This window comes from Streptomyces incanus (genome assembly GCF_042656345.1).
Taxonomy (GTDB): domain Bacteria; phylum Actinomycetota; class Actinomycetes; order Streptomycetales; family Streptomycetaceae; genus Streptomyces; species Streptomyces incanus.
In genome coordinates this window covers 76,656-96,166 of record NZ_JBHSPC010000007.1, presented here as the reverse complement: position 1 = coordinate 96,166, position 19,511 = coordinate 76,656, and the positions used below count along the sequence as shown (strand labels likewise).

Annotated in this window: 18 protein-coding genes and 1 pseudogene; 7 read left to right on the top strand and 12 right to left on the bottom strand. The window is 69.4% G+C overall.

Annotated elements, in window-relative coordinates; genetic code table 11:
* Positions 1-65: 65 nt before the first annotated feature.
* From ACFP2V_RS01815 to ACFP2V_RS01790, 6 genes are all read left to right on the top strand, one after another.
* Positions 66-1,010 (top strand): SPFH domain-containing protein, encoded by a 945-nt coding sequence (locus ACFP2V_RS01815; protein WP_381204491.1) that lies wholly within the window; start codon positions 66-68, stop codon positions 1,008-1,010.
* Positions 1,007-1,297 carry a type II toxin-antitoxin system antitoxin gene (locus ACFP2V_RS01810; RefSeq protein WP_381204490.1) on the top strand — a complete coding sequence of 97 codons (291 nt, stop codon included), beginning with the start codon at positions 1,007-1,009 and terminating at the stop codon, positions 1,295-1,297. Before ACFP2V_RS01815 ends, ACFP2V_RS01810 begins: the two co-directional genes overlap by 4 nt.
* 669 nt (positions 1,298-1,966) lie before the next feature.
* Positions 1,967-2,491: a PadR family transcriptional regulator gene (locus tag ACFP2V_RS01805; RefSeq protein WP_055630814.1), complete on the top strand. Its 525-nt coding sequence runs from the start codon at positions 1,967-1,969 to the stop codon at positions 2,489-2,491.
* A complete protein-coding gene (locus ACFP2V_RS01800) occupies positions 2,488-3,177 on the top strand; it encodes an ABC transporter ATP-binding protein (protein ID WP_381204489.1) in 690 nt (229 codons plus the stop codon). Before ACFP2V_RS01805 ends, ACFP2V_RS01800 begins: the two co-directional genes overlap by 4 nt.
* Before the next feature lie 98 nt (positions 3,178-3,275).
* Positions 3,276-5,606 carry an ABC transporter permease gene (locus ACFP2V_RS01795; protein WP_381204565.1) on the top strand — a complete coding sequence of 777 codons (2,331 nt, stop codon included), beginning with the start codon at positions 3,276-3,278 and terminating at the stop codon, positions 5,604-5,606.
* Between the two features lie 180 nt (positions 5,607-5,786).
* Positions 5,787-6,320, top strand: a complete 534-nt coding sequence (locus tag ACFP2V_RS01790) for an alkyl hydroperoxide reductase (protein ID WP_381204488.1) — start codon at positions 5,787-5,789, stop codon at positions 6,318-6,320.
* A gap of 87 nt (positions 6,321-6,407) precedes the next feature.
* On the opposite strand, the gene ACFP2V_RS01785 is transcribed toward ACFP2V_RS01790, so the two are convergent.
* The 4 genes from ACFP2V_RS01785 to ACFP2V_RS01770 form a co-directional block, all read right to left on the bottom strand.
* Positions 6,408-8,009: an AI-2E family transporter gene (locus ACFP2V_RS01785; RefSeq protein ID WP_381204487.1), complete on the bottom strand. Its 1,602-nt coding sequence runs from the start codon at positions 8,007-8,009 to the stop codon at positions 6,408-6,410.
* Positions 8,010-8,154: 145 nt separating this feature from the next.
* On the bottom strand, positions 8,155-8,880 hold the full coding sequence (locus ACFP2V_RS01780) for an aggregation-promoting factor C-terminal-like domain-containing protein (protein WP_381204486.1): 726 nt from the start codon (positions 8,878-8,880) through the stop codon (positions 8,155-8,157).
* A gap of 484 nt (positions 8,881-9,364) precedes the next feature.
* Positions 9,365-10,690: a PhoH family protein gene (locus ACFP2V_RS01775; RefSeq protein ID WP_381204485.1), complete on the bottom strand. Its 1,326-nt coding sequence runs from the start codon at positions 10,688-10,690 to the stop codon at positions 9,365-9,367.
* Between the two features lie 369 nt (positions 10,691-11,059).
* Positions 11,060-11,833 carry an isoprenyl transferase gene (locus tag ACFP2V_RS01770; RefSeq protein WP_381204484.1) on the bottom strand — a complete coding sequence of 258 codons (774 nt, stop codon included), beginning with the start codon at positions 11,831-11,833 and terminating at the stop codon, positions 11,060-11,062.
* Positions 11,834-12,740: 907 nt separating this feature from the next.
* On the opposite strand from ACFP2V_RS01770, the gene ACFP2V_RS01765 reads away from it, so the two are divergent.
* Positions 12,741-12,872, top strand: a complete 132-nt coding sequence (locus tag ACFP2V_RS01765) for a hypothetical protein (RefSeq protein ID WP_381204483.1) — start codon at positions 12,741-12,743, stop codon at positions 12,870-12,872.
* Positions 12,873-12,890: 18 nt separating this feature from the next.
* Here ACFP2V_RS01765 and ACFP2V_RS01760 read toward each other — a convergent pair whose 3' ends face one another.
* The 8 genes and pseudogenes from ACFP2V_RS01760 to ACFP2V_RS01725 form a co-directional block, all read right to left on the bottom strand.
* The gene (locus ACFP2V_RS01760) at positions 12,891-13,685 is read right to left on the bottom strand and encodes a class I SAM-dependent methyltransferase (protein ID WP_381204482.1); all 795 of its coding nucleotides are present in this window, start codon (positions 13,683-13,685) and stop codon (positions 12,891-12,893) included.
* A 153-nt stretch (positions 13,686-13,838) separates the two neighbouring features.
* Positions 13,839-13,973 (bottom strand): annotated as a pseudogene (locus ACFP2V_RS01755) (LLM class flavin-dependent oxidoreductase); the annotation flags it as partial.
* 54 nt (positions 13,974-14,027) lie between these two features.
* Entirely contained in the window at positions 14,028-14,702 is a 675-nt protein-coding gene (locus ACFP2V_RS01750; RefSeq protein ID WP_381204481.1) for a hypothetical protein, read from the bottom strand.
* Positions 14,703-15,434: 732 nt separating this feature from the next.
* Complete coding sequence (locus ACFP2V_RS01745) at positions 15,435-16,790, bottom strand: hypothetical protein (RefSeq protein ID WP_381204480.1); 1,356 nt, start codon at positions 16,788-16,790, stop codon at positions 15,435-15,437.
* The gene (locus ACFP2V_RS01740; RefSeq protein WP_055596751.1) at positions 16,787-17,110 is read right to left on the bottom strand and encodes a hypothetical protein; all 324 of its coding nucleotides are present in this window, start codon (positions 17,108-17,110) and stop codon (positions 16,787-16,789) included. Before ACFP2V_RS01740 ends, ACFP2V_RS01745 begins: the two co-directional genes overlap by 4 nt.
* A 105-nt stretch (positions 17,111-17,215) precedes the next feature.
* Complete coding sequence (locus ACFP2V_RS01735) at positions 17,216-18,250, bottom strand: hypothetical protein (protein ID WP_381204479.1); 1,035 nt, start codon at positions 18,248-18,250, stop codon at positions 17,216-17,218.
* Positions 18,238-18,912 (bottom strand): hypothetical protein, encoded by a 675-nt coding sequence (locus tag ACFP2V_RS01730; RefSeq protein WP_381204478.1) that lies wholly within the window; start codon positions 18,910-18,912, stop codon positions 18,238-18,240. The genes ACFP2V_RS01735 and ACFP2V_RS01730 overlap by 13 nt, the downstream gene beginning before the upstream one ends.
* Before the next feature lie 209 nt (positions 18,913-19,121).
* Positions 19,122-19,511 (bottom strand): alpha/beta hydrolase (locus ACFP2V_RS01725; protein WP_381204477.1); only part of this gene is annotated, 390 nt, incomplete at its 5' end.

The following is a 19,511-nucleotide window of genomic DNA, read 5'->3' as shown; positions in this document are numbered from 1 at the left end:
TAGATAAACGGGCGCTAGTGGCACGCAGTTCACGCGGCGGCGCCCCGAGAGACGGGGGACCACCCATGACCGCACACGCCACGACGGCCGCACCGGCCACGACCGACGTACCCGAGATGCCGGACCCGCGGGTGCGGGAGACGGCGGCGCACAGCATCGGCGGCGGGCTCGCCCTGACGTTCGGCCTGCTCGGACTGCTGTTCGGCGTCGGGATGGCCGCCAGCGCCACGGCGGTCACCGGGGACGCCGGAAAGGCGCTGCTGATCATTTTCGGCATCCTGATCGCCCTCGCCGCGTTCCTCGCCATGTGCGGGCTGAACATGGTGGCGCCGGGCGAAGCCCGGGTGGTCCAGCTCTTCGGGCGCTACCGGGGCACGATCCGGCAGGACGGCCTGCGCTGGGTGAACCCCTTCACCTCGCGCACCAAGATCTCGACCCGGGTGCGCAACCACGAGACCGCGGTCCTCAAGGTGAACGACGCCTACGGCAACCCGATCGAGCTGGCCTCGGTCGTGGTGTGGCGGGTCGCGGACACCGCCCAGGCCACCTTCGAGGTGGACGACTACGTCGAGTTCGTCTCCACCCAGACCGAGGCCGCCGTCCGGCACATCGCCATCGAGTACCCGTACGACGCCCGCGAGGAGGACGGCCTCTCGCTGCGCGGCAACGCCGAGGAGATCACCGAGAAGCTCGCGATCGAACTGCGCGCACGCGTGGACGCGGCCGGTGTCGAGATCATCGAGTCCCGCTTCACCCACCTCGCCTACGCCCCCGAGATCGCTTCCGCGATGCTCCAGCGGCAGCAGGCGGGCGCGGTCGTGGCGGCCCGGCAGCTGATCGTGGAAGGCGCCGTGGGCATGGTCGAGACGGCACTGGCCCGGATCGCCGAGCAGGACATCGTGGAGCTGGATCCCGAGCGCAAGGCCGCGATGGTGTCCAACCTGATGGTGGTCCTCTGCGGCGACCGCGCCGTCCAGCCTGTCCTCAACACCGGGACCCTCTACCAGTGACCGCCCCGTCCGACCCCGAGGGCCAGACCCCTCGGCGCAGGCCGCCGCAGCAGCGCAAGCAGGTGCTGCTGCGGCTGGACCCGCTGGTGCACGAGGCACTGGCGCGATGGGCGAACGACGAACTGCGCTCGGCGAACGCGCAGATCGAGTTCCTGCTGCGGCGGGCGCTCGCGGAAGCGGGCCGACTGCCCGGCGGCGCAGGCCCCCCGCCCCGCCGGGGGCGCCCGCCCGTACAGCAGCAGCCCACGCAGCCTCCGCCCGAGGATCATCCGCCCGAGCCCCGATGACCTCCTCGGAGCCGAGGACCCTCTTGGGGCCGGACGGCCATCCCGGGCGGAGGACCTTCCCCGGGCCGAGGGCTCTCCCGGGACGGACGGCCATCCCGAGCCGAGGACCTTCCCAGGCCGGACGGCCTTCCCCCGGCCGAGGACTCTCCCGGGGCGGACAGCCATCCCGGGGCCGAGGACCCTCCCAGGGCCGAGGACCCCTCCCGGGGCGAACGGCCCTCCCCGGGCGGAGGACCCTCCCAGGGCCGGACGGCCCTCACCCTCCCCGGGCCGAGGACCCCTCCCGGGGCGGACAGCCATCCCGAGCCAAGGACCCTCACCCTCCCCGGGCCGAGGACCCTTCCAGGGCGGACGGCCATCCCGGGCCGAGGACCTTCCCCGGGCCGGAGGGCCATCCCGTGGCCAAAGACCCTCCCCGCGCTCCGGTAAGCCCTCCGGGCCCCCGCCTCTTCGGCCCCTGCCCTCTTGGCCCCTGGGGTCTTTCGTTCGGATCAGGCCGGACCCCGATCCGGCCCGATCCGAACGCCCGTCCACCCCACTCCCGCCCCCCTCCCGCCCCGGTGACGGAACCGTGACAATCGGCCCCCACCTGGGCTTCCGCACCTCGCTCCGCGACCTGCGCACTCCGCGTATACACGGCGCGTATACACGCTGTGTAGAGTGCTCGCCATGTCCATCGGTCACACCCTTCTAGGGCTCCTGGAGTCCGGCCCGCGCCACGGTTACGACCTGAAGCGGGCCTTCGACGCGAAGTTCGGTCACGACCGGCCGCTGCACTACGGCCAGGTCTACTCGACGATGTCCCGCCTGCTGAAGAACGGCCTCGTCGAGGTCGACGGCATCGAGGCCGGCGACGGCCCCGAGCGCAAGCGGTACGCGATCACCGAGGCCGGCGTCACCGACGTCGCCCGCTGGCTCGCCACACCGGAGAAGCCGGAGCCGTACCTCCAGTCGACGCTCTACACCAAGGTCGTCCTCGCGCTGCTCACCAGCCGCGACGCCGCCGACATCCTCGACACCCAGCGCTCCGAGCATCTGCGCGGCATGCGCGCCCTCACCGAGCGCAAGCGCCAGGGCGACCTGGCCGACCAGCTCATCTGCGACCACGCCCTGTTCCACCTCGAGGCCGATCTGCGCTGGCTGGAGCTCACCGCCGCGCGCCTCGACAGACTCCGTGAGGCGGTCTCCCGATGACGATCCCCGTCGGTTCCCTGCTCACCGCCCAGGACCTGCACAAGGCATACGGGCCCACCCCCGCGCTGGACGGCGCCGCGTTCTCCATACACCCCGGCGAGGTCGTCGCCGTGATGGGCCCCTCCGGGTCGGGCAAGTCGACCCTGCTGCACTGCCTCGCCGGGATCGTCACGCCCGACTCCGGATCGATCACGTACGACGGGCGCGAACTGACCGCGATGAACGACTCCGAGCGCAGCAGGCTCAGGCGCTCGGAGTTCGGCTTCGTCTTCCAGTTCGGGCAGCTCGTGCCGGAGCTGACCTGCGTGGAGAACGTCGCCCTGCCCATGCGGCTGAACGGCACGCCCCGCAAGGAGGCCGAGCGCGCCGCCCTGGGCTGGCTCGAGCGCCTGGAGGTGGACGACGTCCGGGCGAAGCGGCCCGGCGAGGTCTCCGGCGGCCAGGGGCAGCGGGTCGCCGTGGCCCGGTCGCTGGTGACCGGGCCACGGGTGGTGTTCGCCGACGAGCCGACCGGCGCGCTGGACTCGCTCAACGGCGAGCGCGTGATGGAACTGCTCACCGAAGCCGCCCGGTCCACCAACGCCGCCGTCGTCCTCGTCACGCACGAGGCGCGGGTGGCCGCGTACTCCGACCGCGAGATCGTCGTACGCGACGGTAAGTCCCGGGACATGGAGCACGCCGTATGAGCGGGACCAAGGAGCGGGACCGCACCGTCTCCTCCGCCCCGGAAGTCCCCGCCGTCCGCACGGAGCCGAAGGTCCGGGCGGTGGCCCGGGACCTGGGCATGGGCGTCCGGTTCGCCCTGGCCGGCGGGCGCGAGGGCTGGATCAGGGCCACGCTCACCGGGATCGGCGTCGGTCTCGGTGTGGCACTGCTGCTGCTCTGCGCCGCCCTGCCCGGCGTGCTGTCGGAGCGGGACCGGCGGGAGGAGGCGCGGCTCGACTGGCCCTTCAGCTGGGAGGTCATGCCGAAGGCCGACGACACCCTGATCATCGCGCGTACCGACACCGAGTTCCGGAACGAGCACATCCGCGGCCGGCTGACGGAGCCGGAGGGCCCGAAGGCTCCCGTGCCGCCGGGTCTGAGCGAGTTCCCGGCGGTCGGCGAGATGGTCGTCTCCCCTGCCCTGAAGGACCTGATCGCGTCGGACGGCACCGGACTGCTGCGCGAGCGGCTGCCGTACGACATCGTGGGGACGATCGGCGAGCCTGGCCTCGTCGGCTCGCAGGAGCTCGCCTACTACGCGGGCGCCGAGGGGCTCACCGACCGGTTCGACGACTCGAAGGCGGTACGCCTCGACGGGTTCGGCACCCCCGACGAATATGTGTCCGAGGAAGAGACCGACCCGGTCATCATGCTGCTGGTCCTGGTCGTCTTCGTGGTGCTGCTGACGCCGGTCGCCGTGTTCATCGCCACCGCCGTACGGTTCGGCGGCGAACGGCGCGACCGCCGGCTCGCGGCGCTGCGGCTGGTCGGCTCCGACGCGGCGGCCACCCGCCGCATCGCGGGGGGCGAGGCACTGGCCGGCTCGCTGCTCGGACTGGTCCTCGGCGCCGGCTTCTTCCTGATCGGACGCCAGGTCGCCGCCTCCGTCGAGGTGTTCGGCGTCAGTGTGTTCCCGAGCTACCTGAACCCCTCGCCGCTGCTGGCCCTCGCGGTCGCGGTCGCGGTTCCGGCGGCCGCGGTGCTGGTGACGCTGCTCGCGCTGCGCGGGGTCGTCATCGAGCCGCTGGGTGTGGTCCGTGCGGCGCGTCCGCCCCGGCGGCGGCTGTGGTGGCGGCTGCTGCTGCCACTGGCCGGCATCGCGATGCTCTACCCGATGATCGGTCAGGGCCGGGAGAACGGGGACTTCAACGAGTACCTGGTCGCCGGCGGTGTTCTGCTGGTGCTCATCGGGATCACCGCGCTGCTGCCGTGGGTCGTGGAGACGGTCGTCTCCCGGCTCGGCAGGGGCAGCCTGTCGTGGCAGCTGGCGGTGCGCCGGCTTCAGCTCAGCAGCGGCTCGGCGGCCCGGATGGTCAACGGGGTCGCGGTGGCGGTGGCCGGCGCGATCGCGCTCCAGATGCTGTTCACCGGCGTCGAGGGCGACTACACCGAGGAAACCGGGTTCGACGTGTCGCTGGCCCAGGTGCAGGTGTCATTGCCGACGGGCCAGGAACTCGCCCCCGCCGCAGAGAAGCTGGCGGCCACCAAGGGTGTGAGCAAGGTCTACGCGGTGTCCCACGGCTACCTCGGCAACAAGCCCTGGCGGCAGGAGCCGGAGAGCAGCGCCCCACTGACCGTCGCCGACTGCGCGACTCTGCGTACGGTGGCGAAGCTCCCTTCGTGCCGTGACGGCGACGTGTTCATGGTCTCCGGCGTCGAGCACGACACCGAAACCGACACCGACGCCCCGGAGCTGAACAAGCCGGGCCAGGACCTCTACCTCACGGTGACCGACCGCTCGGACCCCTCCGGCTACGGCGAGGGCGTCCGCTGGACGGTTCCCGCCGGGGTCAAGCAGGCCCGGTCGATTCCGGACCCGGTGGGCGAGGAGCGCGGCGGCTTCCTGCTGACCCCGGGCGCGGTGACGGCGGGGATGACCGACGGGCTCTCCGGTGAGCTCTACCTCAAGGTCGACGACTCGGTGCCGTACGCCATGGAGCACGTGCGGAACACGGCCGTCGCGATCGATCCGCTGACGGACGCGTTCAGGTGGAGCTCCATCGAGCGTTCCGATACCTACGAGTCGATCCGTACCGGCCTGTTCGTCGGCGCGTCCTGTGTCCTGGCGTTGATCGGGGCGAGCCTGCTGGTCTCCCAGCTGGAGCAGTTGCGCGAACGCCGCAAGCTGCTGTCGGCCCTGGTCGCCTTCGGTACCCGGCGGCGCACCCTGAGCCTGTCGGTGCTGTGGCAGACGGCCCTCCCGATCGGCCTGGGGCTGCTGCTGGCCTCGGTGGTGGGGGTCGCGCTGGGCGCCGTCCTGCTGCGGATGACGTCGACACCGGTACGGATGGACTGGACAGGCCTGTTGCAGATGACCGGTTTCGGTGCGGGTGTCGTCGTGGTGGTGACGCTGCTGAGTCTGCCGCCCCTCCTGCGCATGATGCGCCCGGACGGCCTCCGCACGGAGTGACCGGCGGCGCGGCGGCCGGTCCCGGACGGCACGGGGTGCCCGGGACCGGCCGCCGTCCCGTGGCAGCATGGGCCGCGTCCGGTCCATGGGAAGCACGGAAGCATGGGAAGCACGGGAAGGCATTGTGGTCCGAACCCGTGCGGTCCGGGTGCCTTCCCCGCCACGAGGAGCGTGTCCGCCATGTCGTTGGAGTCCCTCAAGTCCCGCCTCCCCGACTACGCCCGGGATCTGACGCTCAATCTGGACGCGGCCATCGGCAGCTCGGACCTGCCGGTCCAGCGACTGTGGGGCACGGTGCTGTCGACGGCGATCGCCTCGCGCTCGGCCGTCGTGCTGCGTGAGCTGGCGCCGGAGGCGAAGGCGGTCCTGTCGCCCGAGGCGTACCGGGCGGCGAAGACCACCGCCTCGGTGATGGCGCTGAACAACGTCTTCTTCCGAACCCGCCACCTGCTGTCGGACAAGGAGTACGGCAGCCTGCGCGCGGGCCTGCGGATGAACGTCCTCGGCAACCCGGGCGTCGACCGGGTCGACTTCGAGTTCTGGGCGTTCGCGGTCTCCGCGGTCAACGGCTGCGGACTGTGCCTCGACGCGCACGAATCGGCCCTGCGCCGGGCGGGCGTCGAACGCGAGGTCGTCCAGGAAGCGTTCAAGATCGCCGCGGTGATCCAGGCCGTCGCCACCACCCTGGACGCGGAGGCGGCCCTCGCGGAGTGACTCCCGAGCGGCTCCCGAGCGATCGCTCGCCGTTCCACCGGCAATCGCCCCTCCGTCCCACCGGCAGCCGAGGACGCAAGCGGTTGCCTACTCCCGTCCGTCCTGCGCCCGCGTGCCCCTGCCGCTCTGCGGCGGCTTCGGCCCGGCGGGTGACTCCGGCGGGACCGACGACACGGGCGGGACCGACGGCACGGGTGGGACCGACGGCACGGGTGGGACCCATGAAACGGGCGGGACCGACGACACGGGTGGGACCGGTGAAACGGGAGGAACCGGCGGCACGGGGTGGGTCGTGGCCGCCGACACCGCTGTGGCGCCCCGCGGCTTCGGGGCGAAACGCGCGGCCGGCTCCTGGGCGTACGCGCGGAGATACACCACGACGGTGTTGGTCACCGCGACCAGCGGTACGGCGACCACCGCACCGCCGATCCCCGCCACCATGCCGCCGGTGGCGACCGCCAGGACCACCGCGAGCGGGTGGACGCGGACCGCGCGGCCGAGGATGAACGGCTGGAGGATGTGGCCCTCGATCTGCTGCACCGCCAGGACCACCACCAGCGTCAGGACCGCCGTGAACACGCCCTGTGTGACCAGCCCGACGACCACCGCGAGTGCCCCGGACACCACCGCACCGACGAGCGGGATGAAGGCGAACAGGAAGATGAAGACGGCGAGCGGCACCGCCATCGGCACATTCAGGAAGTAGATGCCGAGGCCGATGAAGACCGCGTCGATCAGTGCCACTACCACTGTGCCGCGCACATACGCCGTCAGCGTCCGCCACGCGGCCGGTCCGGCGCCGGCGACCCCCGGACGGGCGGCGGCGGGCACCAGCTTCAGCGTCCACTCCCAGATGCGCTTGCCGTCGTAGAGCAGGAACAGCGTCGAGAAGACCGCGAGCAGGATGCCGGTGAGTGCCTCGACGACGACCGTCACGCCCTCGAGTCCCGCCGAGGTGATCTGCTCGGTGTTGGCGCCGACCGCCTCACGCAGGTTCTTGGCGATGTCGTTGATCTGGCGGTCGGTGACGTGGAAGGGGCTGTTGAGCAGCCAGATGCGCAGCTCGTCGATGCCGTCCTGGATCTGGTCGGAGAGGGTGTCGATGTTCTCCATGACCTGCCAGGTCACGAACCAGCCTATGAGGCCTATGACGACGAACCCGAACAGCGCGGTCAGCGCTGTGGCCGGTCCGCGCGGCAGCCCGATCTTCCGCAGTCGGGCCACCGTCGGCTGGAGCAGCGCCGTGATCAGCAGCGCGGAGACGAAGGCCAGCACCACGAGCTGCACGGCGCCGATGACCCGCATGAGCACCCAGACCGTGCCCGCGAGCACCAGCAGGCGCCAGCCGGCCTCGGCGGCGACCCGTACTCCCCAGGGCACGGCCTGCGCGGGATCGGGGCGGGAGTGGACGACGGGGACCGGGGCGGGCGCGGTGCCCAAGGCCGTCGCGGGGGCGGGCGCGGCTGCGAGGGCGTGGTCGCCCGACGGCACGGGCACCCGGTCGGCGGGCTCGGCGGTGGTGGCGGCATCGGGTGCGTCGGGTCCGACGGGCGGGGCGGGCGTCGCGCCGGGCCCGGGGCCGTCCCCCCGGCTCTCCCGTTCCATCGCGGCGCGGCGTTCCTCCAACCGCCTGCTCACCTCGGTCAGTCCGGCTCCGATCCGGCCGAGCCATCCTGGCACGTGCGACATGATGCGTCCTTTTCCCCCGGTTCCCCTCATCGCTCCCCCTCCTTCCCCCGGGGTCGCCGATCAGACCGTACATGGCGAAAGCCCCACACCGTAGGACGGTGCGGGGCTCTGCCGAGGTTGAGCGTGGCTGGTACCGAACAGGGCTCTAGTACCAGTGGTTGGCCTGCCAGAACGACCAGGCGCCGCAGGGGCTGTCGTAGCGGTCGTTCATGTAGTTGAGGCCCCACTTGATCTGGGTGGCCGGGTTGGTCTGCCAGTCGGCACCGGCCGACGCCATCTTGGTTCCCGGCAGTGCCTGGACGAGACCGTAGGCACCGGAGGAGGGGTTCACGGCCCTGTAGTTCCACGTGGACTCGTGGTTCACGATGTTGCTGAAGCACTGGAACTGGTCGGCCGGAATCATCTGCCGGGCCATCGCCTGGACCTCGGCGACGCTGTACGAGCTCTGGACCGCGAAGTCGGAGGCGGACGCGGCGGCCGTCCTGGAACGGCTGGCGGCCTTGTCGGCCTCCTCGCGCTCCTTGGCTTCCTTGGCCGCCTTGGCTTCCTTGGCCGCCTGCTCGGCGGCTTCCTGCTTCTTGGCGATCGCGGTCTCGGCGGCGGCCTTGCGGGCCGCTTCCTCCGCGTCCTTCTTGGCGCTCGTGTCCGCGGCGATGGCCATGGTTTCGGCCTGCTGCGTCAGGGAAGCGGTCTGCACCTCGACCTGCTGACCCGCGGGGATGTCCGCGAGCAGCGTGGTGCCGGCTGCCGTCGCCTCAAGGTCGTTGTTGGTCTGCGCGGTACTGCCCGACGCAACGCCGACGACGCTTCCGACAGCGGTGACCGCCGTGGCCGAAGCCACTGCGAATCCCCGGACCGAAATCCGGCTCACACGGTTTCCTTCCAGCATCGACCGCTTCGGTGACCCTCGCGGACGCAATCGTGCCCCCTGACACTGGCCTCCCCAACTCGGGTCACGGGAGGCACGGGCCCGGTGGGCAACTCCCGAACGGGAGCGCCGCGTGGTGCTCGGGCGGCATACGACAACGCTATGGAGTTGATGCTGGTGCTCATGTGGCGCCCTACCGCTGGGGGTAAGGCTGTGTCGTATGCGGGGCCTGACAGGAGTGAGACTCTGCCGTAATACGGAGCCGGGAGGCAATTCCCTCGCGGGTGTGAAAGCTCACATCCCGTTTGGCCCAGCCGATTACCGGAAAGCCGCACGCACGCCGACGCCGCCCGGATAGGCTCTTCGCCTTTCCGGACGGCGCCGACTACCTGACGGGGCGGACGTCTCGGACCGCTCAGACGTCCCGGAGCGCCTGGACCCCTCGAAGCGCCTGGACCCCTCGGATCACCCGGAGGTCACAGACCGCTCAGATCTGCCCGTCCTCCAGCATTTCGGTCACAAGGGCGGCGATCTGGGACCTTTCGGACCGGTTCAGGGTCACATGGGCGAAGAGCGGATGACCCTTCAGCTTCTCGACGACGGCGACCACTCCGTCGTACCGGCCCACCCTGAGGTTGTCCCGCTGGGCGACATCGTGGGTCAGGACGACCCGCGAATTGGCGCCGATCCGGGACAGAACGGTCAGCAGTACGTTCCGTTCCAGCGACTGGGCCTCGTCGACGATCACGAACGCGTCGTGCAGCGAGCGGCCCCGGATGTGCGTGAGCGGCAGGACCTCCAGCATGCCGCGCGCGGTGACCTCCTCGATGACCTCACGGCTGGTGACCGCCGACAGCGTGTCGAAGACGGCCTGCGCCCAGGGGCTCATCTTCTCGGCCTCGCTGCCGGGAAGATAGCCGAGCTCCTGCCCGCCCACCGCGTACAACGGGCGGAAGACCATCACCTTCTGGTGCTGACGGCGCTCCAGCACCGCTTCCAGGCCCGCGCACAGCGCCAGCGCCGACTTGCCGGTGCCGGCCCGGCCGCCGAGGGAGAGGATTCCCACGTCGGGATCGAGCAGCAGGTCGAGCGCGATCCGCTGCTCGGCGCTCCGGCCTTTGATGCCGAACGCCTCCCGGTCACCGCGCACCAGACGGACGTTGCCCTCGGGGGTGATCCGGCCGAGCGCCTTGCCGCGCTCCGACTGGATGGTCAGCCCCGTGTGCACGGGCAGGTCGGCCGCTTCGGGCACGTAGACATGGCCCTCTTCGAAGAGGATGTCCACCTGCTCGCCGGGCAGGGTCAGTTCGGACATTCCGGTCCAGCCGGAGGCGTCCGTGACGGCGAGCTCGGCGCGGTACTCCTCGGCGAGGAGTCCCACGGAGGACGCCTTGATCCTGAGCGGGAGATCCTTCGACACGACGGTGACGTCGAATCCCTCGGCCTGCAGGTTGCGGGCGACCGCGAGGATGCGGGAGTCGTTGTCCCCCAGGCGGTAGCCGCTGGGCAGCAGGCTGGGGTCCGAGTGGTTGAGCTCGACGCGCAGGGTTCCGCCGAGGTCCCCGATCGGGAGGGGAGCATCGAGGCGGCCGTACCGCACCCGGAATTCGTCGAGCAGGCGCAGCGCCTGCCGGGCGAAGTAGCCGAGTTCGGGATGGTGCCGCTTGGCCTCCAATTCCGTCACCACGACGACGGGCAGCACGACCTCGTGCTCGTCGAAGCGGCTCAGGGCGTTGGGATCGGCCAGCAGGACGCTGGTGTCGATGACATAGGTGCGCCGGTCGGGCTTGTGGCGCTTTGTGCTGGTCACCACGGAAGGACGTACCCCCTCGGAAGAGGTCGGGGAGCGACGGAGCGGAGTTGGACCGGTCGACGGCGCCGATGCACGGGCCGAGAACCGGCCCTCCGCTGCTTCGTCCGTGCCGTGACCGCACGGTCGGGCTGGTGCAAAGGGCCTCCCGGGCGGACGACCCCGGGCCGTCCGCTGAGATCCGACACCCGTGGTTCGGGTGTCGACCTGTCTGACTTATGCCCTCGAACCATCGCGCCCATGCCCGATCGCCCGGCAGCGCCCCGATGAACTCCTCGTTAAGTCCGCTCCTCGTTGCGTCCGCTCCCCCGAACGGCTCGCCGACCCCGCCCGGGCACCGCTCGGCCGCCGAACGGTGCCGCGGCCGTGTCCTCAGCCGCCGAAACGCCGGTGGCGGGCCGCGTAGTCGCGCAGGGCCCGCAGGAAGTCGACCTTGCGGAAGGCCGGCCAGAAGACCTCGCAGAAGTAGTACTCCGAATGGGCGGTCTGCCACAGCATGAATCCGGACAACCGCTGCTCGCCACTCGTACGGATGACGAGGTCCGGGTCGGGCTGGGCGCGGGTGTAGAGGTGACGTCCGATCATGTCGACGTCGACGGCTTCGGCGAGCGCCTCCATCGAGGTGCCCTTCTCGTGGGCGTCGAGAATCATGGAGCGCACCGCGTCGGCGATCTCCTGGCGCCCGCCGTACCCGATGGCGACGTTGACCACTATGCCGTCGACCTGCGCGGTGGCCGTCTCGGCCTCCTTGAGGGTGGTCTGCATCCCGGCAGGCAGCAGGTCGGGGGTGCCGACGTGGTGCACCCGCCAGCGGCCGTCGGCCGCGAGACTGCTTACGACGCCCTCGATGATGCCGAGCAGCGGGACGAGTTCGTCCTTCGGCCGGTCGAAGTTGTCCGTCGACAGCAGCCACAGGGTGACCACCTCGACATCCGTCTCGGAGCACCAGCCGAGGAACTCACCGATCTTGTCCGCGCCGACCCGGTGGCCGTGGACGGTGCTGGAACCCGAGGCCTTCGCCCAACGACGGTTGCCATCCATGATGACGCCGATGTGCTTCGGCACCTGAGCGTGGTCCAGGCGGCCTTCCACCCGGCGCGTGTACAGCCTGACCAGCAGGCCGCGCAGCTTGTCGCGCAGGTTCACGTGATCGTCAGCCCCTCACGTACGGATCGGACAGGGGCGGCACCCGCCGCGGTCCGCACCCTGCGGCCCGGTACTCGGCCGCGGGCGGACCCCGTCTCCCTGTGGCAGTCCCCGGGAGCGAAGCCTACCCCCGCGAGGGCAGGTGACCTCAACGTCGGGAGTGACCGGCGGCACGCTCGGGGGTCTGCTCGGGGGCCGCCCGGATGGACGCAGGGGGCGCCCCGGGATGGGTGCGGGGGGCGCCCCAACGCCGGACAGGGACCCCCCCGATGACCGCCTGAGGCTGGAACGGGGAGCCGCGGCCGGACCACCGGACGCAGGCAAAGAAAAACGGGCCGGTCCGTGGGGGGGATACGGACCGGCCCGAGGGGGGGAGTTCCACCATAACCCTTCGTGAGTGATGCTGCGTACATTGGCGCGCCACAACTACTCTCCGGAATCGCCCGACAACGCCTCGACGACCACGGAAGCACGCATTCCGGGCATCCCAGTGGCCGAAATGCAACAGTTCTCCCCAGGAGAAACAGGAAATAGCGGGTTATCCCGCCCGCGGTGACGCGACACATCCTCAACAGAACCCCGCCACGACCACCCTTCCGGCCGTCCCCCCGACGGGTGACCCGGCGAGGAACGTCCACTTGACCCGCAGACGAGTCGGCGGCCGGGCGACGGCACGACGCCTCGGGCGACGCACGGCCCCCTCTACTGCGCGACGCCGTCCGTGCAGCTTTGCTCGGGCGCATGGCTGCGGTTTGAGCGGAGCCCGGTAGGCGGCTGAAAGGCGAGCCACACCCCGAAGTGGCTTCGAAGCACGGGCGGGGCCACCGATTGCGGACGGTATCTGTCCTCAATTGTCTCTACCGTCGAAGACACGACGAAGCCGAGAACAGGCACAGGGGCAGAGGCGGTGACCGAGACGACCGTCACATGGGCCGAGGCGAGTGCGCGGCGGTTCGAGCGGCAGTTCCTGGCCTCCCCTGCGCCGGGGAGTACATCGGTCGCCGAGGTGGTGTCCACGATGCTCGGCGCGCACGCGTAGGCGTCGGATCGAGGATGGTCAGGGTTTGCGTACGTCGAAGAGGTGGCGGCTGCTGTGGGCGACGAACACGCCCTCGGTCTCGATCCGTTCGTGTAGTCGGCGCAGTTGGGGCAGATACTCCTCGACGGTGAAGTCCGGGACCATCCAGATCACCTTGCGCAGGAAGTGCACGACGGCGGCGATGTCGTAGAACTCCATGCGCAGTCGTTCGGCCCGCAGGTCGACGATCTCCAGCCCGGCGGCCTCGGCGTCCCGGCGTTCGCGTTCGGGATGCCGGGCGCGGAGCTGCTCCTCCGGCTGCGGTCCGAGAAAGTGCTCGACGAGTTCGTAGGCGCTGCGGGGTCCGACGTGCTGAGCGAAGTAACCACCGCCGGGCCGCAGCACCCGCGCGATCTCCCGCCAGTGGGCCTTCACCGGATGCCGGCTGACGACGAGATCGAAGACCCCGTCGGCGAGGGGCAACGGCCCGTCCGCGGAGGCGACGACGAAGCCGCCCCGCTCCCGGAGAAGCCCGGCGGCCTTGACAACGTTGGGCGCCCACCCCTCGGTGGCGACGACAAGCGCGGGTCGACGGTTCCCGGGGGCGGCACGTCCGGCTTCGTCGAGGGCGAAGCTCAGCACCTCCCCTCCCCCGGTCTGCACATCGAGCACGGCCTCGACCGCCCTGCCCGACTGACCGCCCAACCGCCCGGCCATGGCCCGCGCGTACCCCCACGAGGGCCGACCCTCGGTGGCCCGCCCGGCGAACCAGGAGAAGTCCCATCCCTCGGTGGGAACGGCCACACCTTCGGCCAGCAACTCGTCAAAGGACAAGGAGCAAGGAGAGGAAGGGGAGGAGGAAGAGGAACGGTCCGAGCGACGTCCGTACGACATCACTCGATCCTCACAGAAGCCGACGGAACCCGCTCCCGGATTTTCCCGGGGCAGACAGCCGCGGCCCGCAGTCCATGGCCCGCAGTCCATGGCCTACACCACCGCGGCCCCCACCCGCCGGGCCACTTCCTCCGCGGCGAACCGCACGAACCCCTCGGGGTCCGGCTCGTCCCCCGTCGGCTGAAGGATCACGGAGTCGGCCCCGGCCTCGGCCAACCGGTGGGACGCTCAGGAGCAAGCTGCGGCCGGAACACGGCACCAAGTGTGGTTACGGCGATGTACCTACCCGGGGCTCTCGAAGCTGACGCTCTCGGCGATCGCCCGCAGGATCGCCCGGTACTCCTCGCGCCGGGCCGGGGCCGTGGTGGTGAGCGTGAGGACAGCGAGCCGCCGGCAGTCCGGGTGAGGAAGATGGGCGTGCACCTGGAGAAGCGGACGCCGCGGCAGACCGCTCCCGCTCCCGGGGGTGGAGGTCGACTCGCTGAACGCGGCGGGCCCTGCGGGCAACTCGACGAACTCGACCCCCGTATGCCCTCCAACGGCCGTCACGGCACGGGCAGCGGTGACACCCCGGGGCGCGGGGGCGGTCTCCCGCCAGGAAATCGTGAACAACGAGAACAACGGCCCCGCCACCACCGCGCCCCCATGGCCACCCGCCCCACTCACATCATCCCGATGCAGCCCAACGGAACAATGCACGGTGCCCACTTCGCGGAGGGCGGCGAGGAGTTGCTGACCGGTGGCGAAGGCTGCGATGAACTGCTGGCGGGACGCCTCATCAGGCGCAGTGTCGACCAGCGGCGCGGCCGCTGCCCGCAAACGGTCCCCTGCCAAGGAGTCCGGGCCGGGGAGCAGGGCGTCCAAGGGCAGTGGGAGAAATCCCGGTGGTTCGACGAACCACAGTTCGGCGAGGGGATCCGCCGTAGAGGCATCGACGGTGATCGTGGGTGCGCTCAAGGACCTGCCCCTTCGCTCTCCCCGACGCCGGAAACGGCAGGGGGCACAGCGTCGACGAACCGTGCTCCGGCACGACGGGCACGCTCAAGGTCGGCAGGATCCGCGCCCTCCCAACTCCTACGCGGGGCGCGCTCGTCGAAGGCAGACGGTTGATAGAGGAAGTGCAGGCGCCTGGGCGCCTTACCGTCCCGGGAGGACACGGCCACGACCCCCAGAAACCTCGGATCGCCCGCGAACCACAGAGGCTCCAGTTGCGCCTTGAGCGCAGGCTTCGTACGCGGCCCCCCATACGCCGCAACCACCAGAACGCCCGGTGGTGCTTCACGAACGCCAGGGGGACCCCTGCGCCCGAGGGGTCTGAGGGGTCAGGGAGCTCGATCCAGATCCCGGGAGCCTCCGCATCTGGGTGATCATCAATTCCTCGCGCTGTGTCGTGGTAAATCCGCCAGGGATATTCACGGAGGATCCGCAGCACACTAAACGAAACTGGAATTTCGTGAAACTGCGCCACCACCCGATAAAACCCATAGACCCAATAGGGCATGAATACCCATACAAGCCAGTCCGGGCCATTCACAGAAACCCCCAGTAGGACCACCCAGCCACCAGCCCATGCAACCAACCCGATGACCCTCATGACGAGGCCTCCTGACCACGCCCGGCGGGTGAACCGTGAATCCCAAGCAGTTGGTCGGTTAACAGACCGCATCCGCTCCCTTTCCTCAGAACGTGTCAGAAGAGATGGCGAGCAAGAGCATAGATAGCTCCGGAGTCCAGCACCAGGCGCGAACCATCAATACCGGCTACTGCGCCGTCCTTCACTCCGTCGTCGTCCGCGTCCACCAGCTTGTTGTGGAGACCGAACCCGGCAGTCCCAATGCCGACGACGCCTGCCGTCCCCTCCACAGCCTTGGCTGAGGCTTCGGGATTACTCGTGCCTCGTACAGCCCGAGCCACCAGCGAATTTCCGAGGTCAGCCGCAGTCTTTGCTTCATCCATGGTTTTCGTTCCGACCACCGCCACCCGATCGCCGAGGGTGACACCTGCCGTGCCGCTCAGCGCAGCCCGGATACCGGCGTACCCCCCTTTACCGACTGCGCCGACCCCCGGTAGTGATCCCACAAGATCAGCACCAACTGATACCGCATTACTCCAGAAGTCGGCATCCAGCTCACCATTCCGGACTCCATCCCACAAAGACATCCTCACTTCAGGGTCGGAAATCCGCAGTGTGAAGGCAGTCAAACTCACCGCCGAAGACGTGAGCATCAGCACCGCCACAGTCGCCAGGCTCCATCCCAGGGGGCCGGAAAGGAGGAGGGCTGCGACGGCGATCAGTCCCGCTGTGAAGCTGAGGATGTCCGGCAGGTTGTCCGTCAGCCAGTCGAGCGCCTTGTCGAACATGCCCGGCTCATGCGGAGCCAGCTTCTTTGTCGCTTCGCAGATCTTCGTCGCGCGATGCTTGGCCTGGCGCTCATGCTCCTCGGCCAGCCTCTTCGCCTTGCCGATGATCTTGTCGAGCTCGGCCTGGGCCTCTTCGACATCTGCTTGGGCACGGGTCAGCGCCCGCTGCGCCGCACTGTCCCCGTTCCCCTTCTTCTCCAGGTCGGGTTGGTCCTCCGCTTTGGTGGCCCGACCCTTCGCCAGGTCCACAGCGGCCTGCGCCTCTTCGGCGTCGTTCTCCAACCGCTTCGCACGCCGCTGAAAGTCGTCCAGCTCACCTTCCCAGCAGCTCAGTTGCTTGGCCGCCTTGCGGATGGACCGTGCGGCGTTCCGCAGATTCAGCGGCAGCGGACCATCGTCGAGCTGTTCGCGAAAGGCGACGGCGGCGTCACCCTTCCAATAACTGCCGTCCAGCAGTTTGGTGACCAGCTCGTGGGTGTCCTCGAGTACCTTCGCGCAACCGCTCAGTTTCTTGTGCAGTCCGCGAACGGTCTCCGTTTCGCCCGGTACGGGGTTGAATCCCAGGTGCGGATAGTCGGGGTATGGGATGTGGGGCGCCGACTTGAGCCCTTGGGGTTTGCCGAGGTCGGCCCTCGACTTGGGGTCGAGAGCCGCGCCGGTGTCGTCGATCTGGGTGACGGTCACCGTCCGCCGCCCCCGCCCTTGCCGGCACGGGCCCGTTCGAGGGCCGCTTCCAGGGCCTTGTCGACCTCGAGGTAGCTGTCCTTGCTCTTGCCGATGATCTCGGCGAGGTCCTCGGTCTGTTTGCCGATCTCCTCGGCCCCGTACTTCCAGTCGTCCTGGAAGTACTCACAGGCACGGTCGAGGTCGTCCGTACCGAGTCCGGTGACAGTTCCGTCGGCGAGCGCCTGCCGTACACCCTTGAGCGAGCTCGAGGACTTGCGCAGCGACTTCATGAAGCGCCCGAGCTCGTCCCCGTCGACCGCCAACCGCGGCTCAGCCATACGCTCGCCCTCTCCCGATCCATCTGCACCCATGGAAGGAACGAGAGGTTCCGTCTTTCGTGGCGCATCCGGAGCGGAGGGCCCTCTTTAGGAGGAGTACGTGAGTCAGCGGTTGATGGCCTGGATCTCCTGGACGACGACGTCCTGCGTGGCACCGAAGCTGCCGTCGGGAAGGTCGCCGCCCGCGCCTCCGGTGCCGGTCCACTCGATCTTCCAGGTGACGGTGGCCGTGAGCTCGTACGAGTCGTCTCCCGAGGAGCGCAGGTACTTCACACCGCAGGGCGGGGTCCCGTCCGCCTTGCCCTTGGCGTACGGCTCACCGATCCGGCCGTTCTGGATCTCGCAGACACCGGACGCCGGATAGGTCTCGGCGTCCGGCGTGCCCGGCTCGATCTCCACGGAGACCGGTTCGGCGGTGGTCGTCGCCTCGATGCCCAGCAACGGCACCGAGGCCGTCACCGACACCGGCTTGAACTGCGCCGCGTCCAGCCATGCCCAGGTGGGGAGGTTCACCTTTGTCGTGCCCTCCGGTGCGAGGTCCACTTCCGTCGAGGGAACACGGATCTCGGCATAGGCGAGCTGGGCGAGGATCTCCGGAGTGACTGCCTGCGGGATGTCCGCCGGCGGGGCGTCGTTCTCATCCACCCAGAAGACGGGCTTGTCGCAGTCAAGGGCCCCTGGATCGCCTTCACGACCGGCTGTGACGTACGAGTCCCACCAGTAGCCCTCCTCAGCCTTCTCCTTGTTGAAGTCGGTGTAGGGGTGACCCTTGACGTAGCGGTCGCGCTGCGCCGCGTCCCACTCGTAGCCCGTCGATTCCGCTTCCCAGATCGGTTCCAAGTGCTTCTGCAACTGGTCAGGGGTGTACTTGGGAGCGTAGTAACAAGCGGGCGGAGTCCAATTGGCGGCAGACGTCACCGGACCAGGTGCCTCACCCGTGCCGTTGCGAGAGCGATCGAAGACGACCACCCCCGCGGTCGCCGAGATGTTCTCACCCTTTCGGTCACCTTCGACCTGGGTCTCGGAACCCGTTCCTTCCCCACCAGGAACGACATCCGCTTGAGCTGCCGTGACGGTGACGGCCATGATGAGGCCGGCCAGGACGAGCCCTCTCAATGACAGACGGGCTACGGCTGGCACTGAGCAGCTCCCCTCGACGAGATGACCTGGGAGGTCTGCCACACGCCCTCGGCGCTCTTGTCGAGTTTGGTGTTGTAAAGCACATAGCTGTTCTTGGTCACCGGCGTCTTATGGACCTTGTTGGTCTTCTTGTCCTTGCTGAAGCCCCTGCTCTCGTCCGCGCAGAAAATGAGCATTGCCGACTTCTCACCCTCAAGAGTCACCTTGCGGTCGTAGTAACGGACTTCGCCCGTCATCGTGGCTCCAGCTTTCTCGAACTGATTGACCCAGGACAGAGCTGCTTCCAAAGCCTTGCCCGTGTTGTAGAAGGCCAGAGCCTCGCCATTGGCATCAGTGCCTGCGATGGCTGCGTCCACCGCCCTCATGCGTTCAGCGTTGTCCGTCAGGACGGCGTCCTTGACCTGATCACCAGTCTTCTCACCTTCAAAGACCAGCCTGACGTCTGACGGCAGTTCGATCTTCGGGCGTCCCTCGGCGGCCGGGGCCGGTGATGCGCTCGGCGAGGCCGGCTTCCCACCCCCCGTGTCCGCGCCCGCGATCTTGTCGCCGTCCTTGTCCTTGTCCTTGGCGGAGCCTTCGTCGCTGCCGCCACAGGCGGAGAGCGTCAGAGCTGCGGTGGCGGTCAGCGCGAGCGCTGCAAGCAGGGTGGGGCGGCGGTTCACAGTCGGCTCCCGGTGGGGCGAGGCTTCTCTCGAGCGAACCAACGCTATCCAGCGATGCGTAACGACACCAGAGAGAAGAGTGACGAACCGCCGGGCACATCCGGCCAAAACCATCACCGCTCAACCCACTTGGAACGCCCCAGTCACGCAAGCCCGCGCAGCTCGGCCGGCAGGGCGACGACGGGAGTGGGCTGGGAGCTGTGGCCGGTTCAGGAGACGGTTCCGGCCAGCCCGCCACCGCCGGTGGCGACGCCGCCGGCCGGCTTGGATGCGGAGAAGGGGGGCGTGTCCGGTCGGCACGTTGTTCCGGCCGGCGGGAGGGTGCCGTCGATGAAGTAGCGGCCGGTGTACGTGTTGATGCAGCTGCTGGGGTTGAGCAGTGCGGTGTGCCCGTACCCGTTGTGGGTGAGCAGGCGGGCGTTGGCCAGTTCCTTGGCCATGGCCTGCGCGTTCGTGTAGGGGGTGGAGGGGTCGTAGGTGGTGCCGACCACCAGGACGGGGTGTGCCGTCGGCTTGTTCCACGGACCGAGGTAGCGGTCTGCGGCGACCGCGGGCCAGGTCGAACACCCCTCGGCGGCCCAGGTCCAGAAGCGTCCGGC